The organism is Shewanella sp. DNRA4 (assembly GCF_012843185.1).
GTDB classification, from domain to species: domain Bacteria; phylum Pseudomonadota; class Gammaproteobacteria; order Enterobacterales; family Shewanellaceae; genus Shewanella; species Shewanella xiamenensis.
In genome coordinates, this window is record NZ_JABAIP010000002.1 from 189,941 (window position 1) to 210,393 (window position 20,453).

The following is a 20,453-nucleotide window of genomic DNA, read 5'->3' on the forward strand; positions in this document are numbered from 1 at the left end:
GCTAAGGCTTCACTTAATCACGCTGTAGGTATTCGTGTGGATAGTTTGTTGTTGGTGTTCTTTATTTGCTTGGCGTTAGGTGCGTTTGTCGGTTTTATGGCAGGATTATTAGGTATCGGCGGCGGCTTGATTGTCGTGCCTGCATTGCTTTATATTTTGCCATCGGTCGGTATTAGCTCTACGCAGCTACCTCATATTGCGATTGCCACTTCGCTAGCCGCCATTATTCTTACCTCTATTTCATCGGCACGTGCCCACCATAAGCGCGGTAATGTGCCTTGGGAATTGTTCAAATCAATGTTACCGGGCCTGATTATAGGCGCGCTGGCTTCAGGTTTTATTGCTGAGCGTATTCCTGCTGATGCTTTACAGAAAGGTTTTGCCATCTTTGTGATTTTAATGACAATTCAAATGGCTTATCCCGTAAAAGCCGAATCAAATCGCCAATTACCTAATTCAGTCGTGCTTTTTGTTGTATCGGCTTTGATTGCGGTTTTGGCCGGTTTGACAGGAATAGGTGGCGGTATACTGATAGTGCCATTTTTGACTTTTTATGGTTTACAGATGCGTCAAGCCGTGGGTTTTTCTGCTGCGATGGGCTTTTTAATCTCTCTTTCTGGCAGTTTCGGCTATATTATTGCGGGCATGAATGCCCCTGAATTGCCCTATGGTACCTTAGGCTATATCTATTTACCGGCGTTATTTGGCTTAATCATAACCTCAATTTTAATGGCTCCGGTTGGTGTGAAGGCTGCAAGCACTTGGCCCACCCCAGTCCTTAAAAAAATATTTGCACTTTTACTCCTTTGTGTCGGTCTCAAATTAATTCTGAGCTGATTTTTAGTTTTTAGCCCTCAATTTGAGGCTGTTGATGGATAAGTTATGGCATTGAATTTTCCCAATATCGATCCTGTGATCGTGAAGTTTGGTCCCTTTGATATTTTTGGACAAACCTTTGAACCTGCGCTGCGTTGGTATGGATTTACTTACTTAGTGGGTTTTGTGGCGGCGATGTGGTTACTCAATCGCCAGGCTGATCGTTCCAATGGTTTATGGACGAGAGAGCAGGTTTCCGATTTACTGTTTTATGGCTTCCTAGGGGTGATATTAGGCGGTCGTATTGGCTATGTGCTCTTCTATCATTTTGATTATTTTCTCGCTAGTCCAATGTATTTATTTAAAATTTCAGAAGGTGGCATGTCCTTTCACGGTGGTTTGATTGGGGTGATTACCGCCATGATTTATATCACTTGGAAGCAAAAGCGTACCTTCTTTGCCGTGGCGGATATGGTGGCGCCCGTGGTGCCTATTGGGCTTGGGGCCGGCCGTATTGGTAACTTTATAAATGGTGAGCTATGGGGCCGCGTGACTGATGTGCCTTGGGCTATGGTGTTCCCAAGCGGTGGACCAGAACCACGCCATCCCTCACAGCTCTATCAATTTGCTCTTGAAGGTGTTGCATTATTCTTGCTCCTTTATTGGTTCAGTAAACGTACTAAGAAAGTCGGCGCAGTATCGGGTATGTTCTTACTTGGCTACGGTATTTTCCGCGTGATTGTCGAAACGGTACGGCAACCTGATGCACAGTTAGGCCTCTATTGGGGCTTTATGACAATGGGGCAGATCCTCTCAGTGCCGATGATCCTCTTCGGTTTATATTTAATTCTTCGTCCAGAGGGTAAGCAGTAATGCAGCAGTATTTAGACTTGATGAAACACATTTTAGCCGAAGGTGTGGATAAATCAGACCGTACAGGTACGGGGACTCGCTCGGTGTTTGGCTATCAAATGCGTTTCGATTTGAGTAAGGGCTTCCCCTTAGTGACCACTAAGAAGTGCCATATGCGCTCGATTATCCATGAGCTGTTGTGGTTCCTGAAAGGGGAGACCAATATTGCTTATCTGCGTGACAATAAGGTCAGTATTTGGGACGAATGGGCCGATGAAAACGGCGATTTAGGCCCTGTTTACGGTGCACAGTGGCGCAGTTGGCCGACCCAAGGTGGTGAGGCTATCGATCAAATTTCGCAGGTCATTGCGCAAATTAAATCGCAACCCGACTCGCGCCGTTTGATTGTCTCTGCATGGAACGTGGGCGAGCTGGATAAAATGGCACTGGCGCCATGCCATGCGTTTTTCCAGTTTTATGTCGCCGACGGCAAATTATCCTGCCAGTTGTACCAACGCAGTTGTGATGTATTTTTAGGTTTACCATTCAATATCGCCAGCTATGCGTTGCTGACGATGATGGTTGCGCAACAATGTGATTTAGCCTTAGGTGACTTTGTTTGGACGGGTGGCGATACACATTTATACTCCAACCATATGGAGCAAACTGCGTTGCAGTTGACCCGTGAGCCAAGACCTTTACCCACCATGACAATTTTGCGTAAACCTGCCTCTATTTTCGATTATCAATTCGAAGACTTCGAACTGACCCACTACGATCCACATCCACATATCAAAGCGCCTGTTGCCGTTTAATGGCGAATTAATCGATCAACACCTCGGAATAGCCGAGGTGTTTTGTCGAAACTAACGATTATACTTGTTCATTTTCTTCGTCTACACTCAATCTATTATGATTTTTGGGAGTGCAAGATGGAAAAAGCGATTAGAAATTTTTTAAGCCAAGAGTCTGCAGGCGGCATCCTTTTATTGATTGCCGTTGCCTTTGCCATGTTGATGGCCAATTCTCCTCTCGCGGGACTCTATCAAGGTTTTCTCGGTACTGAAGTACAGGTGCGTGTCGGTGCACTCGATCTGCATAAGCCATTGTTGCTGTGGATTAACGACGGTCTAATGGCGCTATTTTTCTTGCTGATTGGTTTAGAAGTTAAGCGCGAGCTACTCGAAGGCGCATTATCGAGTGTGGCACAGGCTTCTCTGCCAACTTTTGCTGCCATTGGTGGCATGTTAGTGCCTGCGGGAATTTATCTTTTATTTAACTATGGTGATCCTATCACTCAAGCGGGTTGGGCAATTCCTGCAGCGACGGATATTGCTTTTGCTTTGGGGATCATGGCGTTGCTAGGTAGCCGCGTACCCGTTGCTTTAAAGGTCTTTCTGCTGGCATTAGCCATTATCGATGATTTAGGCGTTATTGTGATTATCGCCCTCTTCTACAGTACCGATTTATCAACCATTAGTTTAATCATTGCCAGTATTGCGATTGTTGGTTTAGTTGCTTTAAACCGTAAAGGGGTGACCTCATTAGCACCCTATGGCGTATTAGGGCTTATCCTGTGGGTTGCAGTGCTCAAGTCAGGTGTTCATGCCACATTAGCGGGTGTCATTATTGCCTTCTGTATTCCTCTTCGGGCAAAAGATGGTAGTTCGCCTTCTGAGCATTTAGAGCATAGTTTACACCCATGGAGCACCTTCCTGATCCTGCCTGTATTTGCCTTTGCTAATGCCGGAGTCGCTTTAGGAAACATGAGCTTAGATACGCTTATTTCCCCTGTGCCAGTAGGGATTGCGTTGGGATTAATGTTAGGTAAACCGATAGGGGTGATGCTGTTTAGCTTTGTTGCTGTCAAGCTTAAGTTAGCACAGTTGCCTGATGGTATCGGTTGGAAACAGATCGCACCCGTGGCGGCGATGTGCGGGATTGGTTTTACCATGTCGATGTTTATTGCTTCGTTGGCATTTGAACAGGCAGACCCTATGTTCGGCGATTTAGCACGCCTTGGCACCTTGATTGGCTCAATTCTCGCAGCCCTGATCGGGTATTTCTGGTTATCAAAAGTGTTACCAAAAAAAGGAGTATAACTATGATAAATATGAAATTAGTGGGAGTTGCTGCATTGTTAGCATTATCTTCAAGTGCCATGGCTTCGCAAATTGATGCCTGCAACAAAGATGTCGCATCACAAACCTGCCAAAGCTATCTTGAGGGGATAGTTGATGGGGCATTAATGTTTAAACCTGAGGCATTAGGCGCGAGGCTTGAAACCAATGGTTACGAGTCTAGAGCATTAAAATACCGTGGCGGTAAACGTTTCCAAGAAGCAAACCGTACTTATTGTGCTAGTCGAATTCCTGATCGTGACAGTTTAGTCTCTGGGGTGACTGAAGCGGTTAGCACTGGTACTGCCGCAGATTTAGAGCAACTTCAAGGAATTGTTGTTAACTTATTGGATTGCCAGCGTTTAAAATAGCGATATTGACTCATTATTTGTTAAGCTGGGTCATTGCTACCCGATATGCCACAGCATAGATGCTGTGGCATCCCTAATAGGAAGCTCATTGGCGATGCTCCATCTCAATTACAACCATCTTTACTATTTTTGGATGATTAAGAAAAAGGGCTCTGTGGCAAAAGCTGCAGAAGCCCTTTATTTAGCTCCACAAACGATTACTGGGCAAATCCGCGCCTTAGAAGACAGGCTAAACGGTAGCTTATTTAAACGTGTCGGCAGAAATCTAGAAGCGACAGAGCTCGGAGAGCTCGTCTTTCGTTATGCCGATAGAATGTTTTCTCTCAGTTATGAGATGCTCGATTTACTTAACTATCAAAAAGATGACGCTATTCTATTTGAGGTTGGGATTGCTGATGCTTTATCGAAAGCCTTATCGAGTAGAGTATTGCTCTCGGTTGTTCCTAATGATGGCTCTATGCACCTTGCCTGTTATGAGGCGACCCATGAAAGCTTAATGTCTCGCTTACGCGAGCATAAACTCGATATGATCCTTTCAGACTGTGCGGGCGAGTCACTTAAATACCCCGAAATTCTATCGAAAAAACTGGGTGAGTGTGGTGTGAGTTTCTTTTCTGCCGAAGTTTACAGTGCGGATTTCCCTGCCTGTTTAGAGCAAGGGCCGCTATTGATCCCCGGTCGTAGAACTTCGCTCGGTCAGCAACTATATCGTTGGTTTGATGAGCAAAATCTTAAGGTGAGTATTTTAGGTGAGTTTGATGATGCGGCCATGATGAAGGCTTTTGGTTACCTTAAGCGCGGTATCTTTGTCATGCCATCGATTTATCCCCAAGAAGTGATTTCCCATGGCATGCATTTACTCGGTGAAACCTTAGATGTGAAAGAAGAGTACCATGTGATGTTTGCCGAACGGATGATCCAGCATCCTGCGGTTAAACGCCTCCTAGAAACGGATTTTAGTGATTTATTTGCCGGATTAGATACTCAAGTTAAGCAGTATTAAACTTGTGTTTCAACAACGCTTGCATCGACACTCCATGGACTGAACTGATAGACTAAGGCGAATTTTGTTTTGGGAGAGATTAACTTGGAGTTAATGAACATTGCACGGGTCCGTTGGGCATGTCGCCGCGGAATGCTCGAATTAGACGTTTTGTTCCAGCCCTTCGTTGAGAATGTTTATCAGGATTTGTCTGATGAAGATAAAGCCCTGTTTATTCGTTTGCTCGAGTGTGAAGATCCTGAATTATTTGCATGGTTTATGGGTCATGAAGTTTGCCCTGATCCTGAGCTTGCCCGCATGGTAGTGCAAGTCCGTGGCCGAGCTGCGCCATAGTTTTAGTGTAAAAGCCTCCTTTGACCAACGTCTCTCGTTGGTCGTATTTGTTTGTGTCTGTAGCACTTCTTTACTTCTCTGGCCAGAAACGGATACCGCAGTACTACATGGACTGAGGGCTATATTCGCCGTCTTAATATTGGGATTCTTGTGCTCTCAGTTATGGCAACTGAGGAAATGGCATTGCCGTTTTGAGCTTAATGGTCAAGGAGAAGGCTGGCTATCAACGGGAGAGGCATTTCACGTATTGCAAAGAACTTGGGTAACGCCGTTTATCTGCTTGGTTTACTATCAATCTGCCGATAGGTTGCATCTCTTACCTCTATGGGCGGATATGTTTAGTGATACAGATTATCGCCACTTGTGCCGGCTATTACTTAAAGTTAAAACTCAGGCGGTGAGCCAACACGAACTACTTTAATCTAAATCTGAATCTGAACTATGAGTGATGCGACTTTCACACCGTCTAAATAACAAACGGGCTAAATCCTTATTAAGATTTAGCCCGTTAAAAGCGTTTAAGTTAAGCTATCCGCTTATTTTTCAGGTTGCAAAATGGTCGGTAGCGGAGAAGCTGACTTTTCAGGATGGTCAATATTGTAGTGCAGCCCTCGACTTTCTTTACGTTCCATCGCGCAGCGAATAATGAGTTCTGCCACTTGCACTAAGTTACGCAGTTCAAGCAGGTTATTACTGACTCTGAAGTTGCTGTAATACTCTTGGATTTCCTGCTGCAACATCAAGCAGCGGCGCAGTGCGCGCTCTAAGCGTTTATCTGAGCGTACGATACCCACATAGTCCCACATAAACAGGCGCAGTTCGTGCCAGTTGTGGGCGATAACGACTTCTTCATCAGAATTAGAAACTTTACTTTCATCCCATGCGGGAATTGGGCCTGGAAAGGGGATTTTATGCAGTTGACTCTCAATATCTTGGGAGGCTGCCCGCGCAAATACCAAGCACTCAAGCAGCGAGTTACTTGCCAAGCGGTTGGCGCCATGCAAGCCTGTATAAGCGACTTCACCAATGGCATAGAGACCATTGAGATCGGTTTGACCATGTAAGTCTGTCATCACCCCACCACAGGTATAGTGGGCTGCCGGGACGACCGGAATAGCGTCCTTTGTAATATCAATACCGAGTTCTAAGCAGCGACTGTAAATCGTCGGGAAATGCTTCATTACAAAGTCAGCATCTTTATGGCTGATATCCAGATACACGCAATCGGCACCGAGACGTTTCATCTCATAGTCAATGGCGCGGGCAACGATGTCACGGGGAGCTAACTCTGCACGTTCATCAAAGTCTGGCATAAAGCGGCTGCCATCAGGGCGACGCAAATAGGCACCTTCACCACGTAGGGCTTCGGTCAGTAAAAAGTTACGGGCATCAGCGTGGTATAAGCAGGTTGGATGAAATTGATTGAATTCCATGTTGGCAACGCGGCAACCTGCACGCCATGCCATCGCAATACCATCACCACTAGCCACATCGGGATTTGAAGTATATTGGTAAACCTTAGAACTACCGCCAGTGGCTAAAGCGACAAACTTAGCCTTGATGGTTTCAACTTGCTCGGCATTTCGGTTCCACACATAGGCACCTAACACGCGATTACCGGGGCGATTTAATTTGCGGGTGGTAATAAGGTCGATGGCGTTATAGCGTTCTAAAACTTGAATATTTGGATGGGCGAGGGCACGTTCTTGCAGTGTGGTCTGCACCTCTTTGCCCGTTGCATCCGCAGCATGTAGAATGCGTCTATGGCTATGGCCGCCTTCGCGGGTAAGGTGATAAGGGGCATCTTTAGCATTGTTCCCCGTGGCTTCTTCTTTATCGAAAGCCACGCCACATTCGATTAGCCATTGCATTGCACTTTTGGCGTTTTCGGCGGTAAAAGTCACCACCTCTTTATCGCACAAACCAGCACCAGCGACTAATGTATCGGCTACATGGGATTCGATAGTATCACTTTCATCGAAGACGGAGGCGATACCGCCCTGCGCGTAGTATGTCGACCCTTCCGAGAGAGGGCCTTTTGAAAGCAGAATTACGTTTGCTTTTTCAGCAAGATGCAAAGCTAGTGTCAGACCTGCGGCACCGCTACCTATGACTAATATGTCAGATTGGTGTTCAACTACTTGTTTCATCGGGTATCATGCTATGACTGAGAGTACCATCTATGGTAAACCAACTGACGAATTATGGGTACTTTCCTTTTAACCTTACTTTTTTTGTATAATTCTTAGAACTTTTTCAAAGCACGCGAGTCTACATAAGTGAATATGATTCGAGCGACTGAGAAATCAGCATTTTAGATTTGGGAGAAGTCGGCTCGGATGAGTGGACAAATAAGTGATCAACAATTAGTTGAGCGCGTACAACGGGGAGATAAAAACGCTTTTAACCTGTTAGTGCTTAAATATCAGAGTAAAGTGATTAGCTTGATTTCGCGCTACGTGCGTAATCAAGCAGACGTTGCTGATGTAGCACAGGAAGCGTTTATTAAAGCTTATCGAGCTTTGCCAAACTTTCGTGGTGAAAGTGCGTTTTATACCTGGTTGTACCGCATAGCCGTTAATACGGCTAAGAATTACCTCGTCTCACAGGGGCGCAGAGCGCCTGCAAATGATGTCGATGCCGAGGATGCCGAATATTATGAAGGTAGTGATGCGCTAAAGGAGTTTGCCTCCCCAGAGCGACTAATGTTATCGGATGAAATCAAGAAAGTGGTTTTCGAAACATTAGAAACATTGCCTGAAGAATTACGTATGGCGATTTCATTGCGTGAACTCGATGGGATGAGTTACGAAGATATCGCCATCATCATGGATTGCCCTGTTGGAACGGTAAGATCGCGAATCTTCCGTGCCCGTGAGGCAATCGATAAAAAGCTTCAGCCTTTGCTGGAAGCCTAAATTCTTATTTTAAGAAACCCTTAAATTTAGACAGGTGAACAATGGATAAATTAGGTCAAGAATGGGTATCTGCCGCTGTCGATGGAGAGACAGATGTGCAGACGATGGCAGAACTTGCTGCCGATACGCATTCACATAATGAATGGCGTAACTATCATTTGATAGGTGATGCTATGCGGGGTGAATTACCCCAGACTATGGCGTTAGACCTTAGTGCAAGTATTGCTGCTGCAATTGAGCTTGAGCCTGCCATTGTCTCGCCCCAAGCAAAGGCACCGATAGCCATTACTGAACAAGTAACAACGGATAAAAACCGCGTAGTGCCACTATTTAAGCAGTTTGGTCAGTATGCAATTGCCGCTACTGTGGCCATGTTTGCCATCGTCGGCGTACAGAACGTTAACCAAACAGCTGATGATGCCGCGTCGCCATCACCTGTGCTTGTTACTCGTCCTCTGATGGGTAGTGCGTCGCCAGTGAGCTTACAGACGGGGCCTGTGCAACAAAATCAGAGCTACACTAATGACCAAATGAACGAGCAACGTCGCCGAATTAATACGTATATACAAGATCATATGTTACAACAACGATTGAATACGGGTGCCGTTGTAGAAGACAATAGCGAGGTTATTCCCGTTCCTGTCAATCAGTAGTAAGGAGTTAGCTTGCGTCTAATCCTGTTGGCTTTGTTAGCCTTGGTATTTCCTGCGGTGGCGCAGGAAGATATGCCTGCCAAAGTCTGGCTTGAGAAAATGAGCCAGGCTTTAAAAGAGAAAGAATTTAAAGCATCGATTATACAACTTCAGGCCGACCATATTCGGCCTTTGGTTTATCTTCACGGTAAGGTGAATAATCAAGAAGTTGCCTTTCTTGAGTACCTCAACGGTCCTCCCAAAAATGCGGTAAGAGTGGGAAATCGAGTCACCTTTATCGAACATGATCAACCCGCGTACAGTATCATCTCTAATCATATTCAGGGCGTGTGGCCTGCGGCTTTCTCATCAAAAATGAGCGATTTAGAAGTGGGTTATCAATTTGTATTAGGTGGCCGCACTCGCATTGCTGGGCGCCCAGGACAAATGATCCGCTTGTTGCCTAATGATGAATACCGATATGGTTTCCAAATCTGGTTAGATATGGACACCTATTTGCCACTCAGATATGACATGTTGACTCAAGATAAGCAATTGCTTGAACAACTAATGGTGATTGAATTAATTGAATTTAGCGAGCCACCATCGATTCTACAGGAAGCCTACAAGCAAGAATGGCCTGCTGTGATCGATCAGGCTGAACGTCAAGATGGACAAAATTGGCAGTTTTCTTGGCTCCCCGCTGGATTTAGCGTAGTAGTGCGTGACCATCACCGTTTGATTGGTAGCCACGAGGCGGTTGAATATATTGCCTTGACTGATGGCTTAGCCAATATTTCTATTTATGTTGCTCGGGCTGGAGCAACGCCATTGCCTGAAGAGTTAATTACGCGTAATGGCTTATCTTTAGTGTCAGAAAAAGTCGGTAATGCTGAAGTGGTGGCTGTGGGTAAAGTGCCAACTGAGACCTTAGCCCGTATCGCGAAAAGTTTGATGTTAAAATAGAGCGGTTCATCATGATGGAAGAAGTGGCGCGGGTTGTCGCCTGTGATAATCAAGGTTGGCTCACCGTTGAGGTCGAGCTTAAAAGCACCTGCAAGAGTTGCAGTAGCAGTGAGTCCTGCGGGACGTCTGCTGTTGCACAGGCTTTTTCTGCAAAGACACAGCAATTCTCTATTCAGAGTGAACGTGCCTGTGAGGTTGGTGAACTACTAAAGCTGGGGCTACCTGAGAGTGTCATCTTGAAAGCGGCTGCCTTGGTTTATTTGACGCCACTCTTCGGCTTATTTGCGGGTGGATTATTAGGGCAGTTTTTTGCTAGTTTGTTAGTAATCAATTCGGATCTCTGTGCGATAGGCTTTGCTGCTTTAGGCGCGTTAGCCGCTTGGTTCTTTGGAAAACGTAAGGCAAAACAGCTTGAAGTAGATTCGCAACCTGTGATTTTAGCTTATTTAGGCACAGGGATCAGTTTAGATAAATTATCTGTTTGATTTCATGTTGTTATTGATTTCAATTAGACAATAAACTTTTGCTGAGGGCGGCATTTTTCGACATAAAGACAACTATGAGTGAATCTGATTGGTATTGAATCCGCAATCAGGTACAATTTCCCACCTTTGAACCGTATCCATTTTTCAGTATTAGTCATAGCAGCATAATGAAACACATTAGAAACTTCTCAATTATTGCCCATATCGACCATGGTAAATCGACGCTGTCAGATCGTCTTATTCAGGTTTGTGGCGGTTTAAGCGACCGTGAAATGGATGCACAAGTTCTTGATTCTATGGATTTAGAACGTGAGCGCGGTATCACCATTAAGGCGCAGAGCGTTACGTTGGAATATACAGCCAAAAATGGCGAAACCTACCAACTCAACTTTATTGACACCCCAGGTCACGTCGACTTTTCCTATGAAGTATCTCGTTCATTAGCCGCCTGTGAGGGCGCGTTGCTCGTGGTGGATGCTGGCCAAGGCGTTGAAGCTCAAACGCTAGCAAACTGTTACACCGCGCTGGATATGAATCTGGACGTGGTACCTATCCTGAACAAAATCGACTTACCTCAGGCTGATCCTGAGCGTGTTGCCGCCGAGATTGAAGACATCGTCGGTATTGATGCGATGAACGCGGTGCGTTGTTCTGCAAAAACCGGTGTGGGTATTGATGATGTATTAGAGGTTATCGTCGAGCAAATTCCACCGCCAGAAGGCAATCCAGATGCGCCGTTGCAAGCCCTCATTATTGACTCGTGGTTTGACAGCTACTTAGGCGTTGTTTCTTTAGTGCGTATTAAACATGGCGTGCTCAAGAAGGGTGATAAGTTCAAGGTGATGTCTACAGGGCAAAACCATACCGCAGATCGTGTCGGTATTTTCACGCCAAAACAAACCGATAAAACCGAGCTAAAAACCGGTGAAGTAGGTTTCGTTATCGCAGGTATTAAAGAAATTCACGGTGCGCCAGTGGGTGATACCTTAACACTGGCTAAAAATGGTGCCGATAAGCCATTACCCGGCTTTAAAAAAGTGAAGCCTCAGGTTTATGCTGGTGTGTTCCCGATTTCTACCGATGAATATGAAAACTTCCGTGATGCACTGAACAAACTCAGCCTGAACGATGCCTCATTGTTCTTTGAGCCTGAAAGTTCATCTGCGTTAGGCTTTGGTTTCCGTATTGGCTATTTAGGCCTGCTCCACATGGAAATCATTCAAGAACGTTTAGAGCGCGAATACGATCTTGACCTCATCACGACCGCACCTACGGTAGTCTATGAAGTGCTGATGACCAGTGGTGAGACTATCTATGTTGATAATCCAGCAGATTTGCCTGCAATTAACAACATCGAAGAGATGCGTGAACCGATTGTTGAAGCCAATATTCTGGTACCAAAAGAATACTTAGGTAACGTAATTACGCTGTGTATCGAAAAACGCGGTACTCAAGTGAATATGGTTTACCACGGTAATCAAGTGGCCGTGACTTACCATCTGCCAATGGCGGAAGTGGTGATGGACTTCTTTGACCGCTTAAAATCAACTAGCCGTGGTTATGCGTCATTAGAGTACAACTTTATCCGCTTCGATCCGGCGGACATGGTGCGCTTAGATATTCTGATCAACGGCGACCGCGTGGATGCGCTGGCGATGATTATTCACCGTTCGAATATTCGTCACCGTGGTTTGGCGTTGGTTGAGAAGATGAAAGAGCTTATCCCGCGGCAGATGTTTGATATCGCGATTCAAGCCGCGGTCGGTAGCCAGATTATTGCCCGTTCTACCGTAAAAGCGTTACGCAAAGACGTAACAGCTAAGTGTTATGGTGGTGACGTTTCCCGTAAGAAGAAACTCTTAAATAAACAAAAAGAGGGTAAGAAACGGATGAAACAAGTGGGTAACGTTGAGGTGCCACAAGAGGCGTTCTTAGCGGTACTTAAGCTAAACGAGTAACACTCGAGATAACACAATTTAGCTATTATTGCGCCGCAGTTTGCGGCGCTTTACTTAGCTTATCGTATGTTTTGTGGTGTTTTTTTATAAATGCGGTAAGTTAACTAAAGTTCGCGAGTCGAAATACAATAGTCGCTGAGTTTAGATCTTTACATTTCAAGGCAGGAGTTCAATACGTAATGGCAGCCTATTTTTCCATTATTTTAGTGCTAGTCACTCTGATTTCAGGGTTGATCTGGTTAGTCGATGTGCTGGTATTTGCGCCTAAACGCCGTGAAAGCTTAGCCTTGGCCAAGGCTTCTCAGGCCAATTTAACTGAGGAAGCCGAATACAATATTATCCGTGAACCCACTGTGGTTGAGACTGCGCACTCTATCTTCCCGGTGATTGCCTTTGTGCTGATCCTGCGCTCGTTTATTTATGAGCCATTTCAAATTCCATCGGGTTCTATGATGCCAACGCTGTTAGTGGGCGATTTTATTCTGGTTGAAAAGTTTAGTTATGGCCTAAAAGATCCCTTATGGCGCACTAAACTGATTGAAACGGGCGAGCCCAAACGTGGTGATGTGATTGTCTTTAAGTACCCAGAGAATCCTCAGGTTGATTACATTAAGCGTGTTGTAGGTTTACCGGGCGATAGGATTATCTACCGCAACAAACAGTTGATGATCCAAAAGGCCTGTGGCGCGGAGCAAACCAATTGCCCTGAGCCAGAACTGGTGGCGCGTACCGAAATCAGCCGTGGTGATTACAGCCAAGATGGTGTGCCTTTACTGCGTTATAAAGAGCAACTCGGTGAAGTGGCACACGATATTTTAATTAATCCAAGCCGTCCTGATATGTTGGGTTATTTCAAGCGTGATGGCAATTTACCCGCGGGTGAATTTCTTGTTCCCGAAGGCCATTACTTTGCGATGGGTGATAACCGCGATAACAGTACCGACAGCCGTTTCTGGGGCTTTGTCCCTGAAGAAAATCTTGTCGGCAAAGCGGTGGCTATCTGGATCAGTTTTGAGTTTGACCGTTCAAAAGCCGACTTCCTGCCAACCTGGGTACCAAGCGGTGTGCGCTTTGAACGTGTAGGTGGAATTCACTAGTATGGAACCGATTAAAAATTTGCCGCGTTTGTGTCGTACATTGGGCTATGAGTTCAAGAATATTGACCTTCTAACCCAAGCGTTGACCCATAGAAGTGCGGCAAATAAGCACAATGAGCGTTTAGAGTTTTTAGGTGATTCGATTTTATCGATAGTCATTTCGGATGCCTTATATCATCAGTTTCCTAAGGCGACTGAAGGCGATTTAAGCCGGATGCGCGCCACTTTAGTGCGTGGCGATACGCTGACCTTGATTGCTCAAGCCTTTAAACTTGGGGATTATTTATTCCTCGGTCCTGGCGAATTAAAGAGTGGCGGTTTTCGACGCGAGTCGATTCTGGCCGATGCGGTTGAGGCGATTATTGGTGCGATTTACTTAGATTCGGACCTCGAAGTGTGCCGTGAGCTGTTGCTTAAATGGTATGCCGAGCGTTTATCTGAGATTCAACCCGGTGTGAATCAAAAAGACGCTAAAACCTTACTGCAAGAATATTTACAAGGGTTAAAGAAGCCGCTACCCGATTACCAAGTAATCAATATAGAAGGCGATGCCCACGATCAAACATTCACCGTTGAATGTCGTATAGATGACTTGAGCGAAAGCGTGATTGGCGTTGCGAGCTCACGCCGCAAAGCCGAGCAGATTGCCGCGGCTCAAGTATTGGAGTTACTGAAGAAATGACCAAAAAAACAGACTTGCCAGCTGTCGATGCCGTTAACGCGAGCAATGAGCCGAGCTTAGATGAATTACTGGCAAGGATGAATGCAGCGAGCGCAGCAGCGCCGTCTGTTCACTATGATGTGACCTACTGTGGCATGGTGGCCATTATTGGCCGGCCTAACGTGGGGAAATCGACCCTGCTGAACCGTTTGCTTGGGCAAAAGATCAGTATTACCTCGAAAAAGCCGCAAACGACGCGTCATCGCATCATGGGTATCCATACCTATGGGCCGCGCCAAATCGTGTTTATCGACACACCCGGTCTGCATATTGAAGAGCAGCGTGCGATTAACCGTTTAATGAACCGTGCTGCGGCGAGCTCGCTTGCCGATGTGTCTATGGTGATTTTTGTGGTCGATGGTATGACATGGACCGCCGATGATGAGATGGTGTTAAGCAAACTTCGCCGCGGCGGTGAAGAGCGTAAAACTGTTTTAGCCATCAACAAAGTTGATAATATCAAAGACAAAGAAGCCCTTTTCCCTTATTTGGAAGAAGTGGCCAAGAAGTATCCCTTCGATGAGATCCTGCCGATTTCTGCCAGTAAGGGCACCAACGTTAAACGTATTTTAGAGATGGCGGCAGAGTCTCTGCCCGAGAATCCATTCTTCTTCCCCGAAGATTATGTGACCGACCGTTCGCAGCGTTTTATGGCCTCTGAAATTGTCCGCGAAAAACTGATGCGCTTTCTTGGCGATGAATTGCCCTACGATGCGACGGTTGAAATCGAGCAGTTTAAGATGATGGAAAATGGGGTTTATCAAATCAACGCCCTGATCCTCGTCGAGCGCGAAGGCCAAAAGCGGATGGTGATTGGTAGCAAAGGTGAACGCATCCGTACCATCGCCACACAAGCGCGCCTCGATATGGAAACCTTGTTTGATAACAAAGTGTTCCTCGAAGTCTGGGTGAAGGTTAAATCCGGTTGGGCCGATGATGAACGCGCCCTGCGAAGCTTAGGTTACGGTGACGATTAATTGTTACTGATGATAGGCCTAGCCTGACCATGAACGAGCGCGCAGATTGATGAAACGGGGTTATGTTTTGCATCATCGCCCCTATCGGGAGTCTAGCGCGCTGGTGAATCTCTTGGTCGACGGGATTGGGCGTGTCGATGCCGTCGCGCGTGTCGGGAGCGGTAAACGCTCCATCAAAAGTATCCTCCAGCCCTTTCAGCCGCTGATTTTTGAATTTAGCGGTAAATCAGAACTCAAAAACATCAGCCAAATTGAAGCGGCCGCGCCAGCCGTGCCCTTATCAGGCTATAGCCTGTATGCGGGCATGTATATCAATGAGTTGCTGATGCGAACCCTGTCGGTTCACCATAATGCCGAGGCGTTATTCCTCATCTACCACCAAGCCTTAGTAGGACTTGCGGCGCAGTTTTGTGAGTCGAAGCTGCGGTACCTTGAACTGGCGCTTTTGCGGGAACTCGGGGCTATGCCATCCCTTATCCGCGATACACAAGGCGAGCCTCTGATCCCTGAACATTACTATCAGCTTGTGCCTGAACTCGGGTTTCAATTTGTGCTAAACAGCCGAGCAAAGCACACCTATCAAGGCGCGATGTTAACCGCGCTTAACGATAATGAGCTGTTGCAAGAGCAGTTTTTAGCAGCTAAACGACTGATGCGGTCTATGCTGCAACCATTGCTCGGAGATAAGCCACTGGTGAGTCGGCAGTTGTTTATGCAAGCGACAGCACCAAAGATGAATGGGAATAATTAGCCCTAGCTCCTGTTTTTTACAGTCTGTCCCAGTACAATAGGGCGCAAATCAGCGTTAATTCTTGCCTTAACAACATAAAGGAGTTCCCGATGAGCCGTATCTTATTGGGTGTTAATATCGACCATATTGCGACCCTGCGTCAGGCTCGCGGCACCAGTTATCCCGATCCTGTCCATGCGGCGGCGGTTGCCGAGCATGCGGGTGCCGACGGTATCACCATTCATTTACGGGAAGACAGACGCCATATTATCGACCGCGATGTGTATCTGCTGGCAAAAACCTTAAAGACGCGGATGAACTTTGAGTGTGCCGTGACAGAAGAAATGCTCAACATCGCCTGCGAAGTCAAACCAACCTACGTTTGCTTAGTCCCTGAAAAACGCCAAGAAGTGACGACTGAAGGCGGTTTAGATGTGGCTGGTCAATTAGATAAAATCACTGCTGCGGTAAGCCGCTTAGCCGCCAATGGTATTCAAGTGTCACTGTTTATCGATGCCGATAAGACGCAAATCGATGCCGCAGTCGCCTCTGGCGCGCCACTTATCGAAATCCATACCGGTTGCTATGCCGATGCCAAAACGGCTGATGATGAGGCCAAAGAGCTTGCGCGTATCAGCGAAATGGCAAAATACGCCCACGGCAAAGGGTTGGTGGTGAATGCTGGCCACGGGCTGCATTATCACAATGTTAAGCCAATTGCGGCAATCCCTGAGCTGTATGAGCTCAACATCGGCCATGCCATTGTTGCGCGTGCGGCCATTGATGGCTTAGCGACAGCGGTTAAAGATATGAAAGCGCTGATGTTAGAAGGTCGTCGAGGCGAATAATGGCAATCGTTGGGCTTGGCACTGACATAGTTGAAATCGAGCGTATCACGGCCCATGTGGCACGTTCCGGCGATAAGCTGGCCAAACGCGTACTGACAGAGGCTGAGTTCGATATCTATCAACGGCATAGCCAACCGAGCCGCTATTTAGCTAAACGCTTTGCCGCCAAAGAAGCCGCCGCTAAAGCTTTGGGGACGGGGATTGGTCGTGGCGTATCTTTTCAGCATATCCACATTGGCAATACGACTGATGGTGCGCCGACAATTGATTTTACTGAAGGTGCGCTGCAACGTTTAGTTTTGCTCAATGGTGTGGTTGGACACATTTCAATCGCAGATGAAAAATCCTACGCTATTGCGACGGTTATCCTAGAATCTCGCTAGTTTCTAACCCATTAGCACAAAGGGAGCCTTAGCTCCCTTTTTTATTGCGTAAAATGCGTGGCAACATTTTTGTTACTTTTTACTGTTCAGTCTGGCATTTTTGGGCTAGGTTAGGTCAACAGTTTTATCTATAAACTAATTTGCAGGGACACAGCAAAAGGAGCCCAAGATGAAATCCGCCGTAGAGCAGTTATCAACCTATAAAAGTGTGCATTTAAATCCGCGCAATATTCGAACTCATTTTATTGGTATCCCATTAATTATATGGTCTGCTTTTCTATTATTAGCGACAATCCGTATTCCACTTGGTAGTGCTGGCGATGTGAGTTTAGGTGTGATTTTAGGGGCTGGCGTGCTGGTTTATTATTTTCGTTTGCATGCAACGTTAGCGATTGGTCTGGCCCTGTTTATCGCCCCCGTCGTGTATTCAACAGAGTTAGTGGCCTCCTCTCCCGACGCCTTCTGGTTGGCTATATCGGTATTTATCGTCGGTTGGGTTTTTCAGCTGATTGGCCATCAATACGAGAAGGCAAAGCCTGCCTTTATTGATGATTTAAACCAACTGTTAATTGGCCCGTTTTTCTTAATGGCCGAAGTGTATTTTATCCTGGGGCTAGAAAAAGATTTAGATGCCCAAATTACACCTATTGCGATTGAGAAACGCCGTGCACTCGAAGCGCGGCTGAAGACGCAAAGCGTTAAATAATCTCTTGGGGGAGAGGGAAATAGGCTGAATTCCATTTGGATTCGGCCTATTTTTTTATCTGTAGTAAAGTTAGCGGGGTGGTTGATAATGCTGTGGGATAATTCGCACTGTTTTGACCATATTGTCAGCGACTTCAATGACTTCTAGCGGGTAGCCTGCAAGGCGTAGGCTCGTGTTTTCGGAGGGGATGTCCTCCAAATACTCTAAAATCAGGCCATTGAGGGTTTTAGGACCATCGGTTGGAAAATCCCATTTCATCTCTTTGTTCAAGTCTCGGATGGTGATACTGGCATCAATCAAATAACTGCCATCCTGTTGTTGGTTAATCTCTTCACTCGCGGTTGGTAACATTGAAGTGGTGAAGTCACCGACAATTTCTTCGAGGATATCTTCGAGTGTTACCAGTCCTTGGATGTCACCGTATTCATCCACGACGAGGCCAATACGTTCTTTGTTGTGCTGAAAATTGGCTAATTGCACATTGAGTGGTGTGCCTTCAGGAATAAAGTAGAGCTCTTTGACGGCGCGCAGCAATGAGGATTTACTGAACTGCTCTTTTGATTGCAAGCGCAGCGCATCACGCAGATGAATAAAGCCGACAGCATCGTCAATGGTATCGCGGTAAACCAACACGCGAGTATGTGGGCTTTGGATCACTTGGCGATTGATATACTTAAAGTCATCATTGACGTTAATTGCATAGATATCCGAGCGTGGCACCATGATATCTTCAACAGTGACTTTTTCTAAGTCTAGGATCGATAACAACATTTCTTGGTGGCGTTGGGGGATCAATGCGCCAGCTTCATGAACGACTGTGCGAAGTTCTTCCTTGCTTAATGCATCGCTGCTGTTGATAGACTTTATCCCCACTAAGCGCAGTATGCCCGTGGTGATGAAATTGACGCTAGTGACGACATAGGAAAATACTTTCGATAGGGCGATAAGTAAATAGCTTGATGGAAAGGCGATACGTTCAGGATTGAGTGCGGCAATGGTTTTAGGTGTGACTTCACCAAAGACGAGCACGACCAATGTCAGTACCCCTGTTGCAATCGCGACCCCTAAATCGCCCCACAGACGCATTCCGATAATCGTGGCGATGGCTGAAGCAAGAATATTAACCAGGTTGTTACCAATCAAAATCAAGCCAATTAAGCGGTCTGGACGTTCAAGTAACTTGAGGGCACGAATGGCACCTTTGTGACCATTTGAGGCGAGATGCCTTAATCGATAGCGATTAAGAGTCATCATGGCGGTTTCAGAACCTGAAAAATAGGCAGAGAAAAGGATAAGCACCAATAAGAAAATGAGGAGTGCGCTTGTCGATATAGCGTCCAAAAATAGGCTCCAATTAGGCCGATAGGGTTAAGTTGATACCGAGAAATAAACGGGGTGTCAAGTCAGCTTAGCGAGTAAGCACCTAAGCTGACTTGAAATTATTAACTAAGAATTAATTCTTTGACAATGCGAGCGCCAAAATAAGCTAAGGATAACAAGGTTGCACCAGTTAAAGTGTAAATGACTGCGGTGCGAATTTTACAGCCAACCCAATACTGCTGCCACAGCATAGCGATATACACGAACCAAGCGATAATTGACAAAATCGCCTTATGGCCTTTGCCATCGGCAAACATGTCATCGAGGAAGATAAAGCCTGTGGCTAGGGATAAGCTCAGTAAAATGACCCCAATAATAACAAGATGATAGAGCTGCTTTTCTACCGTCATCAGTGGTGGAATGCTAGGGCTTAACATGAGTTGTTTCTTTTTGAGCTTGTTTTGGATCATCGCCAGTTGAATCGCGTACAGGGCGGCGATCATCAGGGCGCTGTATGCCATGAGAGAGAGGACAACGTGCGCTAAGACTTCAGGATACAGCTCAAAGTGAGTAATAAACTTAGGCGGCAATAACCAGAGCAGGGCTACAGAGAGCACGGAACAGGCATAAACCACGGGCACAACCACAATCACTTTTAGCCTAAACATCATCACGGTAAAGGTGAAGGCGATGATCCAGTTCACTAACGAGATCACATTAGTGAGGCTGAAGTTTTGTCCATCAGGGGTAAATATCGCTTGTGAGAGGGCGGCTGCGTGTAGAATCACCGCAATCGCTGCGATACCAGCAACGGCTTTACGATTAGGGCCTTCAGGATGGAAGAGCCGGCTTGTCACTAATACCAATGCGATGCAATAAAAAAACATGGCTGAGGCAGAAAAAATGACCATGGGTAATTAACCTATTTGTGTTGTTAAAGGTGCCTTATATCCCCAAACTACTTGAAACTCGTATTTTCAGATTGTTTGAGTTTTAACTGGGCATACAGATCAATATTTTGCCTAGAATAGCATGAGCTATCGGCAAATGGGCAGTGACATAAGTTGCAAAATTTAGCAGATTCTTATTGTTAGGTGTAAATAGTCGCCGTCAAGTCGCAAAATAAGTGTGGTAGCAGATTAAATGCCTAAGTTAACGCAACCGGGGCGTAGCAGTAGCATAATACGCACGCATGGTTATAATACTGCCCATTAATC

Annotated in this window: 23 protein-coding genes; 20 read left to right on the forward strand and 3 right to left on the reverse strand. The window is 46.0% G+C overall.

Annotated features, from left to right (window positions below):
* Positions 1-36: 36 nt before the first annotated feature.
* From HG547_RS02785 to HG547_RS20785, 8 genes are all read left to right on the forward strand, one after another.
* Positions 37-837: a sulfite exporter TauE/SafE family protein gene (locus tag HG547_RS02785; protein ID WP_037415568.1), complete on the forward strand. Its 801-nt coding sequence runs from the start codon at positions 37-39 to the stop codon at positions 835-837.
* 45 nt (positions 838-882) lie between these two features.
* Positions 883-1,689: a prolipoprotein diacylglyceryl transferase gene (gene lgt / locus HG547_RS02790; RefSeq protein WP_037415571.1), complete on the forward strand. Its 807-nt coding sequence runs from the start codon at positions 883-885 to the stop codon at positions 1,687-1,689.
* Positions 1,689-2,483 carry a thymidylate synthase gene (gene thyA / locus HG547_RS02795; protein ID WP_037415574.1) on the forward strand — a complete coding sequence of 265 codons (795 nt, stop codon included), beginning with the start codon at positions 1,689-1,691 and terminating at the stop codon, positions 2,481-2,483. Before lgt ends, thyA begins: the two co-directional genes overlap by 1 nt.
* Before the next feature lie 117 nt (positions 2,484-2,600).
* On the forward strand, positions 2,601-3,770 hold the full coding sequence (gene nhaA / locus HG547_RS02800) for a Na+/H+ antiporter NhaA (RefSeq protein WP_037415576.1): 1,170 nt from the start codon (positions 2,601-2,603) through the stop codon (positions 3,768-3,770).
* Between the two features lie 2 nt (positions 3,771-3,772).
* Positions 3,773-4,159: a hypothetical protein gene (locus HG547_RS02805; RefSeq protein ID WP_037415577.1), complete on the forward strand. Its 387-nt coding sequence runs from the start codon at positions 3,773-3,775 to the stop codon at positions 4,157-4,159.
* 94 nt (positions 4,160-4,253) lie between these two features.
* Positions 4,254-5,162 (forward strand): transcriptional activator NhaR, encoded by a 909-nt coding sequence (gene nhaR, locus HG547_RS02810; protein WP_169547039.1) that lies wholly within the window; start codon positions 4,254-4,256, stop codon positions 5,160-5,162.
* Positions 5,163-5,246: 84 nt separating this feature from the next.
* Entirely contained in the window at positions 5,247-5,495 is a 249-nt protein-coding gene (locus tag HG547_RS02815; RefSeq protein WP_139122633.1) for a succinate dehydrogenase assembly factor 2, read from the forward strand.
* Complete coding sequence (locus HG547_RS20785) at positions 5,476-5,916, forward strand: protein YgfX (RefSeq protein WP_224020869.1); 441 nt, start codon at positions 5,476-5,478, stop codon at positions 5,914-5,916. The genes HG547_RS02815 and HG547_RS20785 overlap by 20 nt, the downstream gene beginning before the upstream one ends.
* A gap of 115 nt (positions 5,917-6,031) precedes the next feature.
* Here the strand turns inward: HG547_RS20785 and nadB are convergent, their stop codons facing one another.
* Positions 6,032-7,645, reverse strand: coding sequence for an L-aspartate oxidase (gene nadB, locus HG547_RS02820; RefSeq protein ID WP_169546954.1), 1,614 nt, complete (start codon positions 7,643-7,645; stop codon positions 6,032-6,034).
* Positions 7,646-7,834: 189 nt separating this feature from the next.
* Here nadB and rpoE point away from each other — a divergent pair, with 189 nt between their 5' ends.
* The 12 genes from rpoE to HG547_RS02880 all read left to right on the forward strand — a co-directional run bounded on the left by rpoE (position 7,835) and on the right by HG547_RS02880 (position 17,916).
* The gene (rpoE, locus tag HG547_RS02825) at positions 7,835-8,413 is read left to right on the forward strand and encodes an RNA polymerase sigma factor RpoE (protein ID WP_037415584.1); all 579 of its coding nucleotides are present in this window, start codon (positions 7,835-7,837) and stop codon (positions 8,411-8,413) included.
* A gap of 41 nt (positions 8,414-8,454) precedes the next feature.
* On the forward strand, positions 8,455-9,066 hold the full coding sequence (locus tag HG547_RS02830; RefSeq protein ID WP_169546955.1) for an RseA family anti-sigma factor: 612 nt from the start codon (positions 8,455-8,457) through the stop codon (positions 9,064-9,066).
* A 12-nt stretch (positions 9,067-9,078) separates the two neighbouring features.
* The gene (locus HG547_RS02835; RefSeq protein ID WP_037427579.1) at positions 9,079-10,011 is read left to right on the forward strand and encodes a MucB/RseB C-terminal domain-containing protein; all 933 of its coding nucleotides are present in this window, start codon (positions 9,079-9,081) and stop codon (positions 10,009-10,011) included.
* Between the two features lie 11 nt (positions 10,012-10,022).
* Entirely contained in the window at positions 10,023-10,496 is a 474-nt protein-coding gene (locus HG547_RS02840; RefSeq protein WP_037427577.1) for a SoxR reducing system RseC family protein, read from the forward strand.
* A 167-nt stretch (positions 10,497-10,663) separates the two neighbouring features.
* Positions 10,664-12,454 (forward strand): translation elongation factor 4, encoded by a 1,791-nt coding sequence (lepA, locus tag HG547_RS02845; RefSeq protein ID WP_037415595.1) that lies wholly within the window; start codon positions 10,664-10,666, stop codon positions 12,452-12,454.
* A 179-nt stretch (positions 12,455-12,633) separates the two neighbouring features.
* A complete protein-coding gene (lepB, locus tag HG547_RS02850) occupies positions 12,634-13,551 on the forward strand; it encodes a signal peptidase I (RefSeq protein WP_169546956.1) in 918 nt (305 codons plus the stop codon).
* A gap of 1 nt (position 13,552) precedes the next feature.
* Positions 13,553-14,233, forward strand: coding sequence for a ribonuclease III (gene rnc, locus HG547_RS02855; protein ID WP_037427576.1), 681 nt, complete (start codon positions 13,553-13,555; stop codon positions 14,231-14,233).
* On the forward strand, positions 14,230-15,249 hold the full coding sequence (gene era, locus HG547_RS02860; protein ID WP_169546957.1) for a GTPase Era: 1,020 nt from the start codon (positions 14,230-14,232) through the stop codon (positions 15,247-15,249). Before rnc ends, era begins: the two co-directional genes overlap by 4 nt.
* Before the next feature lie 49 nt (positions 15,250-15,298).
* Entirely contained in the window at positions 15,299-16,000 is a 702-nt protein-coding gene (recO, locus tag HG547_RS02865) for a DNA repair protein RecO (RefSeq protein WP_037415604.1), read from the forward strand.
* 89 nt (positions 16,001-16,089) lie between these two features.
* The gene (gene pdxJ, locus HG547_RS02870; RefSeq protein ID WP_088585901.1) at positions 16,090-16,827 is read left to right on the forward strand and encodes a pyridoxine 5'-phosphate synthase; all 738 of its coding nucleotides are present in this window, start codon (positions 16,090-16,092) and stop codon (positions 16,825-16,827) included.
* Positions 16,827-17,210 (forward strand): holo-ACP synthase, encoded by a 384-nt coding sequence (gene acpS / locus HG547_RS02875; RefSeq protein ID WP_169546959.1) that lies wholly within the window; start codon positions 16,827-16,829, stop codon positions 17,208-17,210. Before pdxJ ends, acpS begins: the two co-directional genes overlap by 1 nt.
* A 169-nt stretch (positions 17,211-17,379) precedes the next feature.
* Entirely contained in the window at positions 17,380-17,916 is a 537-nt protein-coding gene (locus tag HG547_RS02880) for an Mpo1-like protein (protein ID WP_169546961.1), read from the forward strand.
* A gap of 69 nt (positions 17,917-17,985) precedes the next feature.
* On the opposite strand, the gene HG547_RS02885 is transcribed toward HG547_RS02880, so the two are convergent.
* The gene (locus HG547_RS02885; protein WP_037415623.1) at positions 17,986-19,257 is read right to left on the reverse strand and encodes a CNNM domain-containing protein; all 1,272 of its coding nucleotides are present in this window, start codon (positions 19,255-19,257) and stop codon (positions 17,986-17,988) included.
* Between the two features lie 101 nt (positions 19,258-19,358).
* Positions 19,359-20,147: a cytochrome c biogenesis protein CcsA gene (gene ccsA, locus HG547_RS02890; protein WP_037415626.1), complete on the reverse strand. Its 789-nt coding sequence runs from the start codon at positions 20,145-20,147 to the stop codon at positions 19,359-19,361.
* Between the last annotated feature and the right edge of the window lie 306 nt (positions 20,148-20,453).